The organism is Kosakonia sp. LAM2021 (genome assembly GCF_016620385.1).
Classification (GTDB): domain Bacteria; phylum Pseudomonadota; class Gammaproteobacteria; order Enterobacterales; family Enterobacteriaceae; genus Kosakonia; species Kosakonia sacchari.
Window position 1 is genome coordinate 130,225 of record NZ_JAENHT010000003.1, and the last position, 16,478, is coordinate 146,702.

Genomic DNA, 16,478 nt, shown 5'->3' on the forward strand with positions numbered 1-16,478 from the left:
CAGAATTGGGTAGGGGGAATTTATGTTGCCGGATGCAGCAAGATAACATCCTTATCTAGGGTGCTGGCCTGGCTTTGCGGCGTCGCGGCGTTTTTGTCATAGCGCGGCGGCGTGATCACCGGATAGACAAAACTACCCAGCTCGCTGCACTGCTCAGGCGCATTCGCGCCGGCATAAAACAGATAGTACTGACCGGAATCCGGGAAAAAGGCTAAGTTGTCGCCGTTGCCAAACGTGGTGCTCCAGAATGGCACGCCCGCTTTGGTTTTGCTGCGCTCTTTGCCCGCCGCGACCTGGAAATGGTCGCTCCACTTCATAGTTATCAGGTTGTAGTTAAAAAAAGAGACCGTCAGGTTGCCGCGTGTCGGGCAGTGAAGTTTGACGGCATCATCAGCCCGCACGCTGGAGATAAAGGTTATCAGCAAGAGAAGCAGGGAGTATTTCATCGGCGGTTTCCGCAGGTTTTTGGCAAAGCACGAAGGTAATTCATCAGGCCGGTGAAAATCCGTAAGAAACGATGTCAGCAAAAGAGAAAACGAATCAGGATGTTAACGTGGGGTTGCGGTCAGCATATTTTTTGATGTTGTATATGTTTCGTTTAATTTGACATGATAATAATTATCAAAATCATTAATATCTGACTATCAGCAGGGTTGTTTTTTTATGCAAGGGAAATCAATCTTTACGCTCGCGCTCTCCGCTTTACTCGCTGTTCCTATGCTGGCACACGCCACGCAATATCCACTCACCGTTACCGATTTCGATGGCCGCAACGTGACCATCGAACACGAGCCGCAACGCATTATTTTGCAGGACGGGCGCGACATCATGACGATGGCGCTGCTGGATCGCGACAACCCGTTTAAACGGCTGGTGGCATGGAACAACCTGGCGAAAAAACAGGATATTGCCACCTGGGAAATGCTGAAAACCCAGTGGCCGGAAGCGACCCGCATTATGGACATGGGCTTTAGCGATAAAGGCAATGTTGATCTGGAAAGTGTGCTGGCAAAACAGCCGGATCTGATGATAGCCCAACTGCGCGCGAAACCGGCGCTGGCCGATAGCGGCGTGCTGGCTAAACTGACCGCGTTGCACATTCCGGTGGTGTTTGTTGATTATGAAGTGAACCCGGCAAAAGATACCGCACCGAGTATCGATCTGCTGGGTAAAGTGATTAACCGCGAAAGCAACGCGGCGGCCTACACCGCGTATTATCGTCAGCGACTGGCGGCAATTGAGCAGAAAACCGCCGCTATCAACCCGAAACCGAAGGTATTCGTCGAAGCGCTGGCCGGTAACGCGGATAGCTGCTGCTTTACCCACGGACACAGCGGTTGGGGCGGGCTGGTTGAAGCGGTCGGCGCGAAGAACCTCGGCTCGGAACTGCTGCCGGGCGCAACCGGGTTTATCTCGCTGGAGAAAATCATCAGCGTCAACCCGGATGTCTATATCATGACCGGCTCAAAACGGGGCAACAGCCAGGTGCTGCCGCTCGGTCTGAATGTGTCGCAAAGTGAGGTGAACAACCAGGCGCAGGTGCTGCTGCAACGCACGGGTGTCGCGCAGATCCCGGCGGTCAGCGCCAAACGTGTGTATGGCGTTTACCACCACTTCTATAACCATCCGTACAACATTGTCGGCATGGAATATCTGGCGAAAGATATCTATCCGCAGGCGTTTGCGGATTTGAACCCGGATGCCACCTACCATCACATCATCAAAAATTTCACCAAACTGCCGGATAACCACTTCGTCTATAGCTGGCAGCAGGGCAAATGAGTACCACGCTGGAAACAAGCGAGCAGAGGCCGGACACGGCTGCGGACAGCCTGATGCTCAACTACCGCGTGATCCTTCGCCGCCGCGTCAGTTTGCTGGCGCTGCTGGTGGTATTCATCGCTGCGGCGATGCTGCTGGATTTCACTCTTGGCCCCTCCGGCTTGCCGCTGGAGACGCTGTGGCAAACGCTGGTCGACCCGGCGAGCGCCGATGCCGGAACGCGGGTGATTGTCTGGGATATCCGCATGCCGTACGCGTTGATGGCGATCATTGTTGGGCTGACACTGGGGCTGGCGGGCGCGGAGATGCAGACCATCCTCAACAACCCGCTGGCGAGCCCGTTTACGCTGGGCGTGTCGTCGGCGGCGGCGTTTGGCGCGGCATTAGCGATTGTGCTTGGTATCGGCATTCCCGGCGTTCCGGCGCAGTGGTTTATCTCGGCGAACGCGTTTCTCTTCGCGCTGCTGGCGGCGCTGTTGCTGGACGGCATCACCCGCTGGACGCAGGTGGCGACCTCCGGCGTTGTGCTGTTTGGTATCGCGCTGGTGTTTACCTTTAACGCGCTGGTGTCGATGCTGCAATTTATCGCCAACGAAGACACGCTGCAGGGGCTGGTGTTCTGGACCATGGGCAGCATTGCTCGCGCGTCGTGGGAGAAACTCGGCATTTTGCTGCTGGCGCTGGCGGTGATCATGCCGCTGTCGATGCTCAGCTCGTGGAAGCTGACGTCGCTGCGCCTCGGCGAAGACCGGGCGATAAGTTTTGGCATCAACGTGCGTCGCCTGCGGCTGGCGACGCTGTTGCGCATCAGTATTTTGTCGGCGCTGTCGGTGGCGTTTGTTGGCCCGATCGGTTTTATCGGGCTGGTCGCTCCGCATATCGCCCGCATGGTGTTTGGCGAGGATCACCGTTTTTATCTGCCCGGTAGCGCGTTGATTGGCGCGCTGGTGTTGTCGCTGGCCTCTATTGTTTCCAAGAACCTGATCGATGGCGTGATTATTCCGGTGGGCATTGTCACTTCGCTGGTTGGCGTGCCGTTTTTTATCACCATCATTGTGCGCCATCGGGGGAGTGTATGAGCCAGAGCGGCCTGAGCCTGCGCGGGTTTGGCGCGGGGTATCACAAGCGGCAGATCATTCGCGATCTCAATATTGCCCATCTGCCGCGCGGCAAAGTGACAATCCTGCTTGGGCCAAACGGCAGCGGCAAATCAACGTTGCTGCGGGCGATGGCCGGGCTGAACAAGGCGCAAGGGGAATTGCTGCTGGATGGCGACGACCTACTCAGCCAGCCATTTGCCAGACGCGCGGAGCAAGTGGTTTACCTGCCGCAATCGCTGCCGGCGGGCGTTCATCTGCATGTGCTGGAGTCAATTATCGTCGCGCAGCGGGCTTCCGGCGGTTTACACAGCGCGGCAAAGCAGGCCGAAGTGATGTCGCTATTGCGCCAGCTCGGTATTGAACATCTGGCGCTGCACTACCTCGACCAGCTCTCCGGCGGGCAGAAGCAGTTAGTCGGGCTGGCACAATCATTGATTCGCCAGCCTTCACTGCTGTTGCTCGATGAGCCGCTCAGCGCGCTGGATCTGAACTACCAGTTCCACGTGATGGATCTGGTGAAGCGGGAAACGCGCAACCGTAATATCGTCACCGTAGTGGTGGTACACGATATCAATATCGCGCTGCGCCACGGCGACCATGTGTTGATCCTCAAACAAGGCGAACTGGTGGCGAACGGCGTGCCGGGAGAGGTGATAACGCCGGAAAGCCTGGCGCAGGTGTACGGTGTGCGCGGGCGCGTGGAACCCTGCTCGCAAGGGATGAAGCAGGTGATTATTGACGGGTTAACCCATCAGGCAAGCTAGCCTCAACGCGTCGTCCACTGCGGCAAAAGGTAAACCGTCACCAGCGTTGATGCGGGTGCTGCGCGTAATGCTGCAGCACCGCTTTGTAGGGTTCGGTGCGGGCGTCGGGATGCTGGATAATCGACGTCAGCAGCGCGGCAATGGCGGCGTCGTGTTCGCCAAGATTATGCAAACACAGGGCATAAAAAGGCCGCACTTCTGTGGCCTGCGGCCAGCTTGCCATGATCTCCTCAAACAGCGTTTTCGCCTGCGCATATTTGCCCAGACAGCGCCACGTTGACGCCAGACCAAACTGCGCTTCGAACTTGTCTTCACCGCGTAATCCGGCCTCAAGCGCCGCCAGGTAATGAGGCTCGGCGTCGCGCTCTTTACCTTCGTTATCATACGACCAGGCGATATTGAGCAACGCCTGTGCACGCAGCGCAGGCTCTTCTGCCAGCGCTTGCAGCGCCTGACGACTTTTATCGTGTTGACCCTGTTTGCGCAGCGCAATCGCTGCCTGCAATCTGCTATCCATCGTTTTCATCCGTTAAGCGTGTCTGAACGTTATAAAGCAGGCAACAGGCAGCGACAAGATTAGCGTGCGCTGATTCGCCAGATGGCGTTACCGGCATCGTCGGCAATCAGCACGCCGCCTTGTTTATCCATCGCCAGCCCGACCGGTAGCCCGCGCACCTGTTTCTGGTCATCGGTAAGAAAACCGGTCACCACCGGCTGCGGTTGCCCAACCGGTTTACCATTCTCAAATTTCACCCACACCACCTGGTAGCCATTGAGCGGTGTGCGGTTCCAGCTTCCGTGCTCGCTGATAAACGCGCCGCCGCGATACTGCGGCATGTTGTCGCCGGTATAGAACAACAAGCCAAGTGGTGCGACGTGCGAGCTGAGCGCGTAATCCGGCTTGATGGCCTGGGCCACTAAGTCCGGGCGTGGCGGCTTAACGCGTTCGTCCACGTGCTGCCCAAAGTAGCTATACGGCCAGCCGTAAAACCCCTTCTCTTTAACCGATGTCATGTAGTCCGGCACCAGATCGGAACCAATTTCGTCGCGCTCGTTGACAATCGCCCATAACGCACCGCTTTCAGGCTCCCATTGTAGCCCGGTCGGGTTACGCAGCCCGCTTGCATAGATCCGGCTTGCGCCGGTGGCGGCATCCACTTCCAGCACCGCCGCGCGGCGATATTCCGCGCCGATGCCGTTTTCGGTGATGTTGCTGTTGGAACCCACGCCTACATAGAGTTTGCTGCCGTCAGGGCTGGCGAGCAGGGATTTTGTCCAGTGGTGATTAATTGGCCCGCCGGGCAGTTCGGTGACGGTTTCTCCCGGTGCGCTGAGGGTGGTTTCCCCTTGCTGATACGGGAATTTCACCAGGCTGTCGGCGTTGGCGACCCACAAGGTATTACCAATCAATTGCATACCAAACGGCGAGTGCAGATTTTCAATAAACGTGTGTTTCTGCCATGTTCCTCCAGCGTTACGCAACAACGTGATGCGGTTGCCGCCGGGGCCGCCTTTGCCGGAGGCTTTTTGCACCAGGCCCATAATCAGCTGTTTCGGGCGCGTGGTCGGTTTTTCCGGAGCATTGGCTTCAGCGACCAGAATGTCGTTATTCGGCAGCGCATACAGCTGGCGCGGATGCAGCAAGCCATCCGCCACTTTTTCAATTTTTAACCCCGCTGGCACTTTTGGTGTTTCTCCCGCTTTCCACGCCACGCCTTCCGGCACCTGCATCGGCGGTAACAGGAAATTCTGCGCTTTTGGCAACTCCGGTTCCGGGCCAACCTGCTTCATCGGGTCTACGTTTGCACCCTGATCGCAAGCGGTGAGCAGGGCGGCGAGTGAGGCAACAGTCAGTAAGCGATTAGGCATATTCATGGTTTTTTCCTTACTGGACACGCGTGCGCAGGGCGAGTTGAACATGGGCAATCAGCAGCAAAATCACCACCGCCGTTGAGAGGAGCACGCCAAGCGGCACCACCGCGTACGCATCCCGGCTGTGCACAAAGGCGTTAAAAATCGCCAGCACAATAGCCACCAGCCAGAGCCAGAAATAGATTTTTTCTGCGTTTGTAACGCTATGCCGCTGCGTCACCCAAACCTGCACAAGGTTGAGTAGCCGGGGAAGGATGGCAATCAACAGACCGATGGCGATAAGCCAGCTTGCCGCGTCGGTCCACATGATTTGAAAGGTTTTGAGGTACAGAATATCGAAGATCCACGCCGCCACAAAAAAGCCAGTGGGCAGCGGGTTAAAGAGTTCATAAAGCGCAAGCGTCGCGCGCGATGGCCCGGAGAGTGTTTGCATTGGTCTTTCCTTTTGGTGGAAACAAGCGGGATAAGCCACAGGATCTGCTTGTTAAAGGGTAGACCGCTTACACAAAATTTAATTAATTTTGCTTATGTGTTGCGTTTGTTCCATTCACGTCGCGCTATTCCTGCGCGTCTCAATTTCGCCTGGAAAATATTCACTTTACATTCTTTTATCGATAATGATAATCGATATCAAAATGTTTCTTATTGGTGTCATTTGATTTTATTACGGAATGATCCCCGCAAACGGTGGGGAATAATAAAAATTGAGGGTTGTTTAGATGAGAATTTCCCCTTTGTACGGCGCGATGGCTCTGCTTTTCGCCTCGCCACTTTATGCGCAGGACGCGAAAAATAGTGATGATGAACTGATTGTAACCGCCACCCGCACTGACGGTTCGCGTAATGATTCCCCGCAGGTCATCAAAGTCATCAGCGAAAAAGAGATTGCCCAGCAGCGGCAAATCACCTCCGATACCTCGCAGATCCTCAGCAATCTGCTGCCGTCGTTTTCACCGTCACGGCAGAAAATGTCCGGCAGTGGCGAAACACTGCGCGGGCGCACGCCGCTGGTAATGATTGACGGCATACCGCAATCAAACCCGCTGCGCCCGACCGGGCGCGAAATGCACACCATCGACGCCTCGATGATCGAGCGCATTGAGGTGATCAAAGGGGCGAACGCCAGCAACGGCGTCGGCGCGACGGGCGGGGTGATCAACATCATCACCAAACGCGCGAAACCGGGCACCGTCAACCAGCACGTCAGCGTGGAAACCACCACGCCCACGGCGGAATTCAGTCACGATACGCTTTCCTATAAAACCAACTACAGCATCAATGGCAGCGAAGAGTACATCGATTACCTGTTCGCCCTGAGCTATGAAGATCAGGGGCTATTTAAAGACGCCGACAACCACGCGATTGGCGTGGATAACACGCAGGGCGATTTGATGGACTCCCGCGCCTGGGATCTGCTGGCGAAAGTGGGTTACTGGCTGGATAACGATCAGCGCGTACAGCTGAGCCTTAACCGTTATCGCCTGAAAAACAAAGATAACTATGTCAGCGTGCGAGGCGATCGCGATAACGGTGTATTAACCACATCGAAGAAAGGTAACCCGCCGGGTAGCGCGCCGCACAACGATGTGTGGACGGTCGGCGCTACCTACGATAATTACAATCTGGCAGGCATGAAACTGACGGCGCTGGCCTATTATCAGCGTTATGAAGCGCTGTTCGGCGCGACCAATTCCTCGTCGTTCCAGGATCCGGCCATTGCTCCCATTGGCACGTTGTACGATCAGAGCCGTGCGTATACCGATAAATACGGCAGCAAAATCGCGCTCACCAAAGACGATCTCTGGGATGACCGTATAAAAGTGACGGTGGGTTTCGATACCCTGTTTGATAACTCGAAACAGGATTTATGGGCCACCGGGCGCACCTACGTGCCGGAAATTAACTACACCGATCTGTCACCGTTCCTGCAACTGGAATACACGCCAGTTGAATCGGTGAAATTAAGCGGCGGCGTGCGCTATGAATACGCCCGGTTGAATATCGACAGTTATCAAACCGTGTGGGCCAACGACCGGGTAACCGTGCAAGGCGGCACGCCATCGTTCGACCAGACGCTATATAACGCCGGTGTGGTCTGGACGCCGGTTGAACCGTTAAGCCTGTTCGCCAGCTACAGCGAAGGGTTTACCGTGCCGGATGTCGGACGCGTGTTGCGCGGCATCGACACGCCGGGCATTAAACTGGATGACTACAACGGTCTGAAACCGATCGTCACCAAAAACAGCGAAATCGGTTTTCGCGTACAACACGCGCCGTTTGATTTCGAAGCCAGCTATTACCAGTCCACCTCGAAGCTCGGCAGTCGCGTTGAGCTGGTCAACGACGCGTTTGTCGCCCGTCGCGAAAAGACCGAGATTGACGGTGTGGAAGTGAGCGCCGGTTACAGCCCGAATGCCGATCACAAATTCACCGTGTCGTGGTCACACATGCGCGGCCGGTATGACAGCGACGATAACGGCAGCCTGGATGCGAAACTCGATGGTTTAAACATCGCCCCGGATCGCATCATCGCCAGCTGGTCGGCAAACTGGAATGCGCAGTTGAGCACCTTCCTGCAAGCCAACTGGGCGCTTAGCAAGAAATTCGACGACGCGGAAAAAGACTTCTCCGGCTATGCGCTGGTGGATGCGGCAGTCGGCTACAAGCTGCCGTACGGGCAGGTGAGCCTTGGGGTTTCTAACCTGCTGAATAAACAGTACATCACCTACTATTCGCAAAGCGCGTCTGTCGATCCGGATCGCTATTTCGCCGGTCGGGGTCGCACCGCGACGCTGGGCTACAGTCTCGATTTCTGAGTGTTACCGCCCCGTTTAGCGGGGCGGTTTGAGTAGATGATGAAAAACGAACGCGCTTTCTCTCTTTCGCGCCGACGCAGCTTGCAGGCGCTACTGTTGTGCAGTGTCTCACCCGCACTGTTTGCCAAACCCGGCGTGCCACGCGCGGTTTCTCTGTTTCAGGGGGCAACCGACAGCCTGGCCGCGCTGGGCGTTACGCCCTGCGGCATTGTTGAATCCTGGGCGGAAAAACCGGTGTACCGCTATTTACGACCGCAGCTTTCCGGCGTGCCGCAACTGGGGCTGGAGACGCAGCCCGCGCTGGAAAAAATCGCGCTGCTGCAACCCGATATCATTTTCGCTTCCCGTTTTCGCCACCAGGATGTCGCGCCGCTGATGGCGAAAATCGCCCCTGTTACGCTGCTGGATGATGTCTTTGAATTCAAAAAAACGCTGACGGTGGTGGCGCAAAAACTTGCCCTGACAAACGCCGCCGCGCAACTGCTCCAGCGCTGGGATACACGTATTGCAGCTCTGCGCAGCCTGCTGCAACAGCGTTTTGCCGGGCCGCGTGCGCCGCAGGTGTCGGTGATTGAAGTGCGTCCTGACCACATTCGCAGCTATGTAGCGAACAGCTTTCCCGGCTCGGTGATGTCCGAAGTGGGATTTGCCTGGAACGCCCAGGCCCTGCAGGCGCACAGCGCGTCGTTGCGCTTTTCCAGCATGGAGAATATTCCGCTGCTGGACGCCGATCTGTTTTTTATCTTGCTGCGGGCTAACAGCCCGGCCATCACCCGCCAGTACCACACGCTGACGGCACACCCGTTATGGCAGCAACTGCGTGCGGTGAAAGCGCGGCAACTGTGGGAAGTGGACAGCGTGCCGTGGAGCTTATCCGGCGGCATTCTTGGCGCCAACCAGATCCTCCGTGATGTTGAACAGGCACTCAACCGGGGGCGCGTATGAGCGGGCGTTTTCTGCTCTGCGGCTTGCTGCTGGTAGTATTGATGCTGCTCAGCATGATGACCGGCGCGCGGTTTTATTCGCTCACCCAACTGACGCAGGCGCTGCTGCATGCCGATCCCACCAGCGCGGTGGATATTATTATTCGCACCTCGCGCCTGCCGCGCACTTTACTGGCCGCTGGCGTTGGTGCGTTTCTCGCCGTGGCGGGTGCGTTGATGCAGGCCTTGACCCGCAACCCGCTGGCGTCGCCGGGGCTGTTTGGTGTCAATGCGGGGGCGGCGCTGCTGATTGTGCTGGCGGGTAGTTTTTTCGCCATCGGCGATCCGTGGGTCACGCTGCTGCTGGCGTTTAGCGGTGCCTGCGCCACCGGAACGCTGGTGTGGTTTGCCAGTAAAGTCAGCAACGGGCAGCTTAATCCGCTGCGGCTGGTGCTGGCGGGTGTGGCGATCACCGCGCTGTGCAATGCCTTTACCCAGGCCATTCTCGTTATCGATCAGGAAAGTCTCGACACCATGTTGTTCTGGCTGGCCGGTAGCCTGTCGGGCAACGACGTGCAGCACATGTACCCGATGCTGCTCCCCGGTGCGCTGCTGGTGGTTGCCGCCTGCTTTTTCGCCGGGCAGATGAACGTGCTCAACGCCGGAGAAGAGATTGCCCGTGGGCTGGGGTTGAACATCGCGCTGGTGCGTCTGCTGGCGAGCATGCTGGTAGTGGGGCTGGCGGGTTGCGCCGTGGCGCTGGCGGGAAATGTCGGTTTTGTCGGCCTGATGGTGCCGCATATGGCGCGCCAGTTATTTGGCAGCGACCTGCGCTATACGCTTCCGGCCTGCGCGCTGCTCGGCGCGTTACTGCTACTGGCCGCCGACATCGCCGCGCGGGTGGTTATTTTGCCCCAGGAGCTGCCGGTCGGGGTGATGACCGCACTGATGGGCGCGCCGTTTTTTATCCTGCTGGCACAACGCAGGGGGAACCATGCCGGATAGTCAACTTTTGCGCTGTGGACCATTTTCCCGCCACTACTCCCGGCGTTTACTCCCGCTATTACTCGGCTGTACGGCGATGACTTTGCTGATTGCGCTGGTGGCACTGAACACTGGCGATGTGGAGATTTCGCTGGCGCAAATGCTTCGGCTGCTGGTGCAGCCGGATACCAGCGCGCACAGCTTTATTCTGCATCAATTACGTCTGCCGCGCGTGGCGCTGGCGATGCTGGCGGGCGGCGGGCTGGGGCTTGCCGGGTTGATCCTGCAAACGCTGGTGCGTAACCCGCTGGCATCGCCGGATACGCTCGGCGTGACCGCCGGGGCGAGCGCTGGGGCGTTGCTGTGGCTCTCCTTTTTCAGCCTGCAATATGGCAGCGCACCCTTGCCGTATGCGGCGATGGGCGGCGCGGCCTGCGCCGTCGGGCTGATCTTTCTGCTGTCGTGGCGCAGCGGTTTGACACCCTTGCGGCTGATCCTCACCGGCGTTGGCGTTTCAGCCCTGGCGGGCGCGGTAGTGACGCTGGTGCTGGTGTTCAGCCCGCTGACCACCACCTTTTCTGCATGGATATGGTTGAGCGGCAGCGTGTATGCCGCCACCTGGGATAAAGTGCTGCGCCTGCTGGCGGTGTATGTGTGGGCGTTGCCGGTGCTGCTGTTTCTGACGCGCTATCTGAAAACCCTGCAACTGGACGACGCGCTGGCCACCGGCCTTGGCGTACGGGTGCAGCCGCTGCGGGTGCTGTTACTGCTAAGTTGTGTGGTGCTCTCCGGCGGGGCGATTGCGCAAGTAGGCGCGATGGCGTTTGTCGGGCTGATTGCGCCGCACCTGGCAAGGCTTGTGGTGCGTCAGGGCTTTTTCGGCCAGGCGTTTGTCACCGTCTGTAGCGCTGGCAGTATGGTAGTTATTGCCGACCTGCTCGGCAGAACGCTATTCCGGCCTGCTGATTTACCGGCAGGGATTTTTGTGGCGCTGGCCGGTGCGCCGTTCTTTTTGTGGCTGCTGATCCGGCAGCGGACGTAATCAGATGGGGAAAAAGTGTCTCTCTCAACGCAAAAGCTGAGTGTCAGCTATCAACAGCGGCAGGTGATTAACGCGCTGGATTTAACCCTGCCTGGCGCGAAAGTCTCGGTGCTGATTGGCAGCAACGGCTGTGGCAAAAGCACGCTACTCAAAGCCATGGCGCGCTTGCTGACGCCGCAATCCGGCACCGTTATTCTCGATGGTCTGGACATTCACGCCAGCAATACGGCGGAGATTGCCCGCAAGCTGGCCATTTTGCCGCAAACCCCCGTCGCGCCAGAAGGTATCACGGTGCGCCAACTGGTGAGCCTGGGGCGTTTTCCTTATCAGAACTGGCTGCGTCAGTGGTCGCAGGAGGATGAGCAGCAGGTGAATGCCGCGCTGCGCCTGACAGGCACCGACGCGTTGCAGCATCGCCCGGTAGATGCGTTATCCGGCGGGCAGCGCCAGCGGGTGTGGATTGCCATGACGCTGGCGCAGGCCACGGAGACACTCTTGCTGGATGAACCGACCACCTATCTTGATCTGGCGCACCAGATTGAGATCCTCGAACTGTTGCGCCAGCTCAACCGACAGCAAGGCAAGACCATTGTGATGGTGCTGCACGATCTCAACCTCGCCTGCCGCTATGCCGATCATCTCGTCGCTGTGCATAACGGGCGGGTTTATGCCGAGGGCGCGCCGCAGCAGATAATGACCGAAACGCTGGTCAACGAGGTGTTTAATCTGCGCTGTCGCATCATCGACGATCCTTTTTTCCATACGCCGTTGTGCATTCCTTTTCCGGGAGCGTCAGATGCTGACGGTTGAAGAGCGTTCGTATCTGCAACGCACTTTTCGCCTGCGTTCGCGCTCGCAAGCCGATGCGCGCAGCGTACCGGCACAGGCGCTGCTGGAGGCGCAAAGCTGCCGCGCGCTGTTAACGCGAGTGATGCCGCTGACTGGCGCACCGGATCTGACGATTGCCGCATCGCTACTCGCCAAACGGCTGGCCTTTCTGGCAACCGGGAATGTGTTGTACGCGATGAGCGTGTTTGATAAGGGCTTGCCGTTGTCGCTTCACGCCAGTCGGCTGGAGTATGCGCATGACAACGGGCTGTGGAGCTCGTCGCTGCCGGTGGATGTTGAAGTGACGCATTACCTTCCTGGTCAGCGCGACGCGTGGCGCGAAACGGTGGTTGGCGCGCTGTTTCGCGACTATTTATCGCCGTTGTGGCAGAGCCTGGCGCGGGTAAGCGGCCTGCCGGAAGCCATTTTATGGGAGAACACCGCCGTGCGCGTTTACTCGCTCTACCAGGGGCGAATGGAGGGGCTGAACGCCCGGCAGATGCAGCGCCAGCAGGCGGATTTCGCCTGGCTGCTGGACGCTGCCGCGCCAGATCTGTTTGCTGCGACCTGGAATCCGCTGAAGCGCTTTCGCCGGCCTGCGCAAAAGAACGCGGCGGGCAAGATGGTGCGTTTTCGCCGCACCTGTTGTTTTTATTACAAAGCCTCAACGCCGGTGGAGTATTGCCACAACTGCCCGCTGTGCCGGGAGAAATAAATGACAGCAGGCGCGGCGGTGATTAAGGTAATGTCACCCTGTAAATAATAACGGTGCGCCGTGAAACAGACATTCACCCTCGATTTTTCCCACCGTGCAGTGATCCCCTACGCCCATGACTACCGGCACGGGGAGCATGAGCACTGGCATACCCATCCGTGCGATCAGCTGATTCATACCTTAAGCGGGGTGATCCGCGTGGACACGCAGCAGGGCATGTGGATTGTGCCGCCAGGGCGTGGTGTGTGGATCCCGGCGCAGGTGTCCCACGCGCTGCGAATTGATGGTGAAGTGCAGGCGCGCGGCGTGTTTGTCGAACCGCTGGCGCGGGCTGATTTACCGGTAGTGTGCCAGGTGGTGCGCGTCAGCGATTTGCTGCGCGCGTTGATTCTGAATGCGCTGGAATTGCCACAGGCGTATCAGGCTGGCAGTCGCGCGGAGCGCATTTATGAACTGATCCTCGATGAAATCCGTCTGATGAATACGCTGCCGTTTTGCCTGCCGGAACCCACTTCCGCGCGCCTCAAACAGCTTTGTGACGCGGTGCGGTGCGATCCAGCGGGTGAGTGGACGCTGGAAAATGCCGCTCGCCAGGTCAACATGAGCGGGCGAACTTTGTCGCGCCACTTCTACCAGCAGACTGGCTTGCAGTTCAGCGAATGGTTACGCCGGGCGCGTTTGCTGGCGGCGTTAACCCGGCTGGCGCATGGCGAGCCGGTCACGCAGGTGGCGCTGGAGTGCGGTTATGCCAATCCCAGCGCGTTCAGCGCCATGTTTCGCCGGGTGATGGGCGTATCGCCCGGCGATTACTTTACTTCGTAATGAACGGCTGAGCGGCATTTAACACCGCCTGCAGCGACGCACGGGTAATGTCGCTATCGATACTGACCCCCCACGCGCGCGCGCCGTGTTTATCCTCACAGCAGACATAGGCCACCGAGCGGCTGTCGCTGTGCTTGCCGAGCGTATGTTCGTGGTAGCTCTCAATGTTGATCTCCACCTGCAAGCTGCGGCACAGGGCGCTGATGGCGGCAGAAAGAAAACCGTTGCCGCTGGCGTCAAGCTTCAGTTTTTTGTGGTGGCAAAGGATCTCCGCCTGTAACGTGGTGCGCTGCCCTGGCTGGTTGGTGCAGACATATTCAATCAGTTGCAGCGATGGGCGCTCCACCAGCCCGTAAGTCTGGCGAAACAGGTTCCAGATAGCCATTTGCGACATCTCTTTTCCGTCCGCATCCGCCGCCTCCTGCACATGCTGGCTGAATTCCTGCTGAAGTTTGCGCGGCAAATTCAGGCCGTGGTTCTGCTCCAGCAGCCACGCCGCGCCGCTCTTGCCCGACTGGCTATTGACGCGGATCACCGCTTCGTAACTACAGCCAATGTCTGCCGGATCGAGCGGTAAATAAGGCACTTCCCAGAATGCAGCCGGGTTGTTTTGTCGTGCGGCAAAGCCTTTTTTAATCGCGTCCTGGTGTGAGCCGGAAAAGGCCGTGAACACCAGTTCTCCGGCATAGGGATGACGCGGCGCCACCGGCAACTGGTTGCACTCTTCGACGATTTCGACCACCTTTTTCATCTGGCTGAAATCCAGCCCCGGCGCGATGCCCTGGGTATAGAGATTCAGCGCCAGCGTCACCAGGTCGGCATTGCCGGTGCGCTCACCGTTGCCAAACAGACAACCTTCCACGCGCTCCGCGCCGGCGAGCAATGCCAGTTCGGCGCTGGCAATCCCGGTTCCGCGATCGTTATGGGTATGCACGCTGATGCACACCTGCTCGCGGCGCGAGAAGTGGCGGCAAAAGTGCTCAATCTGATCGGCATACACATTCGGCATGCTCACTTCCACCGTGGCAGGCAGGTTGATGATCATCGGCCGTGTCGCACCCGGTTCCCACACATCGGCGACCGCTTCGCAAATCGCCAGCGCAAACTCCGCTTCGGTAAAACAGAAGGTTTCCGGTGAGTACTGGAAAATCCACTCGGTTTCTGGCGCGTTTTCACAAAGGGTGCGAATTTGCCGCGCGGCGTTTACCGCCAGCGCGACAATCTCCTCGCGGCTCTGGCGAAAAACCTGCTCGCGGAATACCGGGGCGGTGGCGTTATACAGATGCACCGTGGCGCGTTTCGCGCCTTGCAGCGCAGCAAAAGTGCGGGTAATCAAATCTTCCCGCGCCTGGGTTAATACCTGAATGGTCACATCGTCCGGAATGCGTTGTTCCTCAATCAACTGGCGCACGAAATTGAAATCCGTTTGCGAGGCGGACGGGAACGCTACTTCAATCTCTTTAAAGCCGCAGTCGAGCAGCAATTGCCAGAATTTCAGCTTACGCGCGGCGTCCATTGGCTCGGCAAGCGCCTGGTTACCGTCGCGCAAATCGGTGGAGAGCCAGCGCGGCGCTCGGGTCAGCGCGTTATCCGGCCAGCGGCGATCGCGCAGCGCTAAAGGTGTGTGGCGTTGATATTTTTCAGCAGGGGTCGTTAACATTTTTCGGGTCTCCGCAGGGTGTGGTTTCAGTTTCCACGCCGCGACCCTTCGTCGCCCCCGCGCAACGGACAACCTATTGCGTAAAAGTGACAACCTGAGCGAAAAGCCGTGCGGCAGTAAGAATCGGGATGAAAAACGCCATACGCGCCGCAGGGTTTCTATACTTGGCTGCGGAGGTGAGAGATGAAAAAAATGTTGTATTCATTATTCGCAAGCCCGGACAGATTGTTGCAGGTGATGAGCCACAGTGAAATTCAGGACGCGATTGAAGATGGCGAACGGATTGTTGTCGATGCCGATGGCAACACTTCGGTGAATATCCATTGCCAGCGCGTGCAGGAAGATTTCAAACGCCACGTCGACACGTTAAAGAGGGCGTAGCATGGGAACGGCAATCTTTATGGTGTTGATGGTCTGCGGCTACTGGTATACCTCGCACGATCTCTCTACCCGTTTTAAATTCAAACGCAGCTTCGGCTGGGATGTCTACTTTCTGGTGGCGCTGTATGGCTGCGTTTTTGTGTTGCAGGGGATTCTGGCGACAGGGTTACTGTGGCTGTGCCTGTTGATCACCTCTGCGGTGATGAACGCATGGCCTGCGGTGTTTGGCCCGGAACAGCACCACTTGCACATGAGTTTTATGAACTGGAGCTTTTTAGGCATTCAGGCGCCGGTGGTGATTATGCTCGCCTTTGCGGTGCTGTTTTGCCTGTGGCGCTCGAACTGGTCCGGCAGCGCCAGGCTGGACAGCAATGGCCGCCGCGAGCTGTATAAACACCTTTCGCGCGCCAACGGCGTGGAAGGGCTGATTTATCAGTGTATGGAGAAGGGCGATCTGGCGTGGATCACGCTCAAATCGCAGCGCATCTACATTGGCATGATCCATACCGCCACCTTTGACAGCGGCGATGCCAATAACATTGTGTTGATCCCGATGCTCAGCGGCTATCGCGATGAAAGTACGCTCGATCTGCACGTCGAGCATAACTACAGCGCCTGGTACGACAAGCATGGTATCGATCTCGCTTCAGAGCCGCGCTCGGCGCTCGATTTTCGCAAAGTGCTGCTGCTCTCGCAGGTGGAAAGTTTGTCGCTGTTCGACCCGGCGCAGGTGATGGCGATGGGTATCAATCGTTATCCCGAAAGCGAGCAGTGAACCGCTGACGATTG

17 protein-coding genes are annotated in these 16,478 nt (G+C 57.8%); 12 read left to right on the plus strand and 5 right to left on the minus strand.

Annotation, left to right across the window (positions count from 1 at the left end):
* Nucleotides 1-20 precede the first annotated feature (20 nt).
* Entirely contained in the window at nt 21-446 is a 426-nt protein-coding gene (locus JKP81_RS09365; protein ID WP_200551526.1) for a hypothetical protein, read from the minus strand.
* A 217-nt stretch (nt 447-663) separates the two neighbouring features.
* Here JKP81_RS09365 and JKP81_RS09370 point away from each other — a divergent pair, with 217 nt between their 5' ends.
* The 3 genes from JKP81_RS09370 to JKP81_RS09380 are packed head-to-tail and all read left to right on the plus strand — an operon-like array spanning nt 664 to nt 3,646.
* Nucleotides 664-1,782, plus strand: coding sequence for an ABC transporter substrate-binding protein (locus JKP81_RS09370; RefSeq protein ID WP_200551527.1), 1,119 nt, complete (start codon nt 664-666; stop codon nt 1,780-1,782).
* Between the two features lie 50 nt (nt 1,783-1,832).
* On the plus strand, nt 1,833-2,861 hold the full coding sequence (locus tag JKP81_RS09375; RefSeq protein WP_167579018.1) for an iron ABC transporter permease: 1,029 nt from the start codon (nt 1,833-1,835) through the stop codon (nt 2,859-2,861).
* Nucleotides 2,858-3,646 (plus strand): ABC transporter ATP-binding protein, encoded by a 789-nt coding sequence (locus JKP81_RS09380; protein WP_200551528.1) that lies wholly within the window; start codon nt 2,858-2,860, stop codon nt 3,644-3,646. The genes JKP81_RS09375 and JKP81_RS09380 overlap by 4 nt, the downstream gene beginning before the upstream one ends.
* Before the next feature lie 37 nt (nt 3,647-3,683).
* Here the strand turns inward: JKP81_RS09380 and JKP81_RS09385 are convergent, their stop codons facing one another.
* The 3 genes from JKP81_RS09385 to JKP81_RS09395 are packed head-to-tail and all read right to left on the minus strand — an operon-like array spanning nt 3,684 to nt 5,951.
* On the minus strand, nt 3,684-4,163 hold the full coding sequence (locus tag JKP81_RS09385; protein ID WP_200551529.1) for a tetratricopeptide repeat protein: 480 nt from the start codon (nt 4,161-4,163) through the stop codon (nt 3,684-3,686).
* 59 nt (nt 4,164-4,222) lie between these two features.
* A complete protein-coding gene (locus JKP81_RS09390) occupies nt 4,223-5,521 on the minus strand; it encodes a sorbosone dehydrogenase family protein (protein WP_200551530.1) in 1,299 nt (432 codons plus the stop codon).
* 10 nt (nt 5,522-5,531) lie between these two features.
* Nucleotides 5,532-5,951 carry a DUF2231 domain-containing protein gene (locus JKP81_RS09395; RefSeq protein WP_200551531.1) on the minus strand — a complete coding sequence of 140 codons (420 nt, stop codon included), beginning with the start codon at nt 5,949-5,951 and terminating at the stop codon, nt 5,532-5,534.
* Nucleotides 5,952-6,237: 286 nt separating this feature from the next.
* On the opposite strand from JKP81_RS09395, the gene JKP81_RS09400 reads away from it, so the two are divergent.
* Genes JKP81_RS09400 through JKP81_RS09430 form a run of 7 tightly spaced genes read left to right on the plus strand, consistent with a single transcriptional unit; the run spans nt 6,238 to nt 13,648 of the window.
* On the plus strand, nt 6,238-8,334 hold the full coding sequence (locus JKP81_RS09400) for a TonB-dependent receptor (RefSeq protein WP_370568874.1): 2,097 nt from the start codon (nt 6,238-6,240) through the stop codon (nt 8,332-8,334).
* A gap of 36 nt (nt 8,335-8,370) precedes the next feature.
* Nucleotides 8,371-9,279 (plus strand): ABC transporter substrate-binding protein, encoded by a 909-nt coding sequence (locus tag JKP81_RS09405; protein WP_200551532.1) that lies wholly within the window; start codon nt 8,371-8,373, stop codon nt 9,277-9,279.
* Nucleotides 9,276-10,262 (plus strand): iron ABC transporter permease, encoded by a 987-nt coding sequence (locus JKP81_RS09410; protein ID WP_200551533.1) that lies wholly within the window; start codon nt 9,276-9,278, stop codon nt 10,260-10,262. The genes JKP81_RS09405 and JKP81_RS09410 overlap by 4 nt, the downstream gene beginning before the upstream one ends.
* Nucleotides 10,252-11,283: an iron chelate uptake ABC transporter family permease subunit gene (locus JKP81_RS09415; RefSeq protein WP_200551534.1), complete on the plus strand. Its 1,032-nt coding sequence runs from the start codon at nt 10,252-10,254 to the stop codon at nt 11,281-11,283. The genes JKP81_RS09410 and JKP81_RS09415 overlap by 11 nt, the downstream gene beginning before the upstream one ends.
* Nucleotides 11,284-11,298: 15 nt before the next feature.
* Nucleotides 11,299-12,093 carry an ABC transporter ATP-binding protein gene (locus tag JKP81_RS09420; RefSeq protein WP_200551535.1) on the plus strand — a complete coding sequence of 265 codons (795 nt, stop codon included), beginning with the start codon at nt 11,299-11,301 and terminating at the stop codon, nt 12,091-12,093.
* Nucleotides 12,080-12,826, plus strand: coding sequence for an IucA/IucC family C-terminal-domain containing protein (locus JKP81_RS09425; RefSeq protein ID WP_200551536.1), 747 nt, complete (start codon nt 12,080-12,082; stop codon nt 12,824-12,826). The genes JKP81_RS09420 and JKP81_RS09425 overlap by 14 nt, the downstream gene beginning before the upstream one ends.
* 60 nt (nt 12,827-12,886) lie before the next feature.
* Nucleotides 12,887-13,648: a helix-turn-helix domain-containing protein gene (locus JKP81_RS09430; RefSeq protein ID WP_200551537.1), complete on the plus strand. Its 762-nt coding sequence runs from the start codon at nt 12,887-12,889 to the stop codon at nt 13,646-13,648.
* Here JKP81_RS09430 and leuA read toward each other — a convergent pair.
* Nucleotides 13,638-15,308: a 2-isopropylmalate synthase gene (gene leuA / locus JKP81_RS09435; RefSeq protein ID WP_200551538.1), complete on the minus strand. Its 1,671-nt coding sequence runs from the start codon at nt 15,306-15,308 to the stop codon at nt 13,638-13,640. The genes JKP81_RS09430 and leuA overlap by 11 nt on opposite strands.
* Before the next feature lie 183 nt (nt 15,309-15,491).
* On the opposite strand from leuA, the gene JKP81_RS09440 reads away from it, so the two are divergent.
* Both JKP81_RS09440 and JKP81_RS09445 read left to right on the plus strand, forming a co-directional pair.
* A complete protein-coding gene (locus JKP81_RS09440) occupies nt 15,492-15,689 on the plus strand; it encodes a hypothetical protein (RefSeq protein WP_200551539.1) in 198 nt (65 codons plus the stop codon).
* Between the two features lies 1 nt (nt 15,690).
* Nucleotides 15,691-16,464 carry a hypothetical protein gene (locus JKP81_RS09445; RefSeq protein WP_200551540.1) on the plus strand — a complete coding sequence of 258 codons (774 nt, stop codon included), beginning with the start codon at nt 15,691-15,693 and terminating at the stop codon, nt 16,462-16,464.
* The last annotated feature ends 14 nt before the right edge of the window (nt 16,465-16,478 follow it).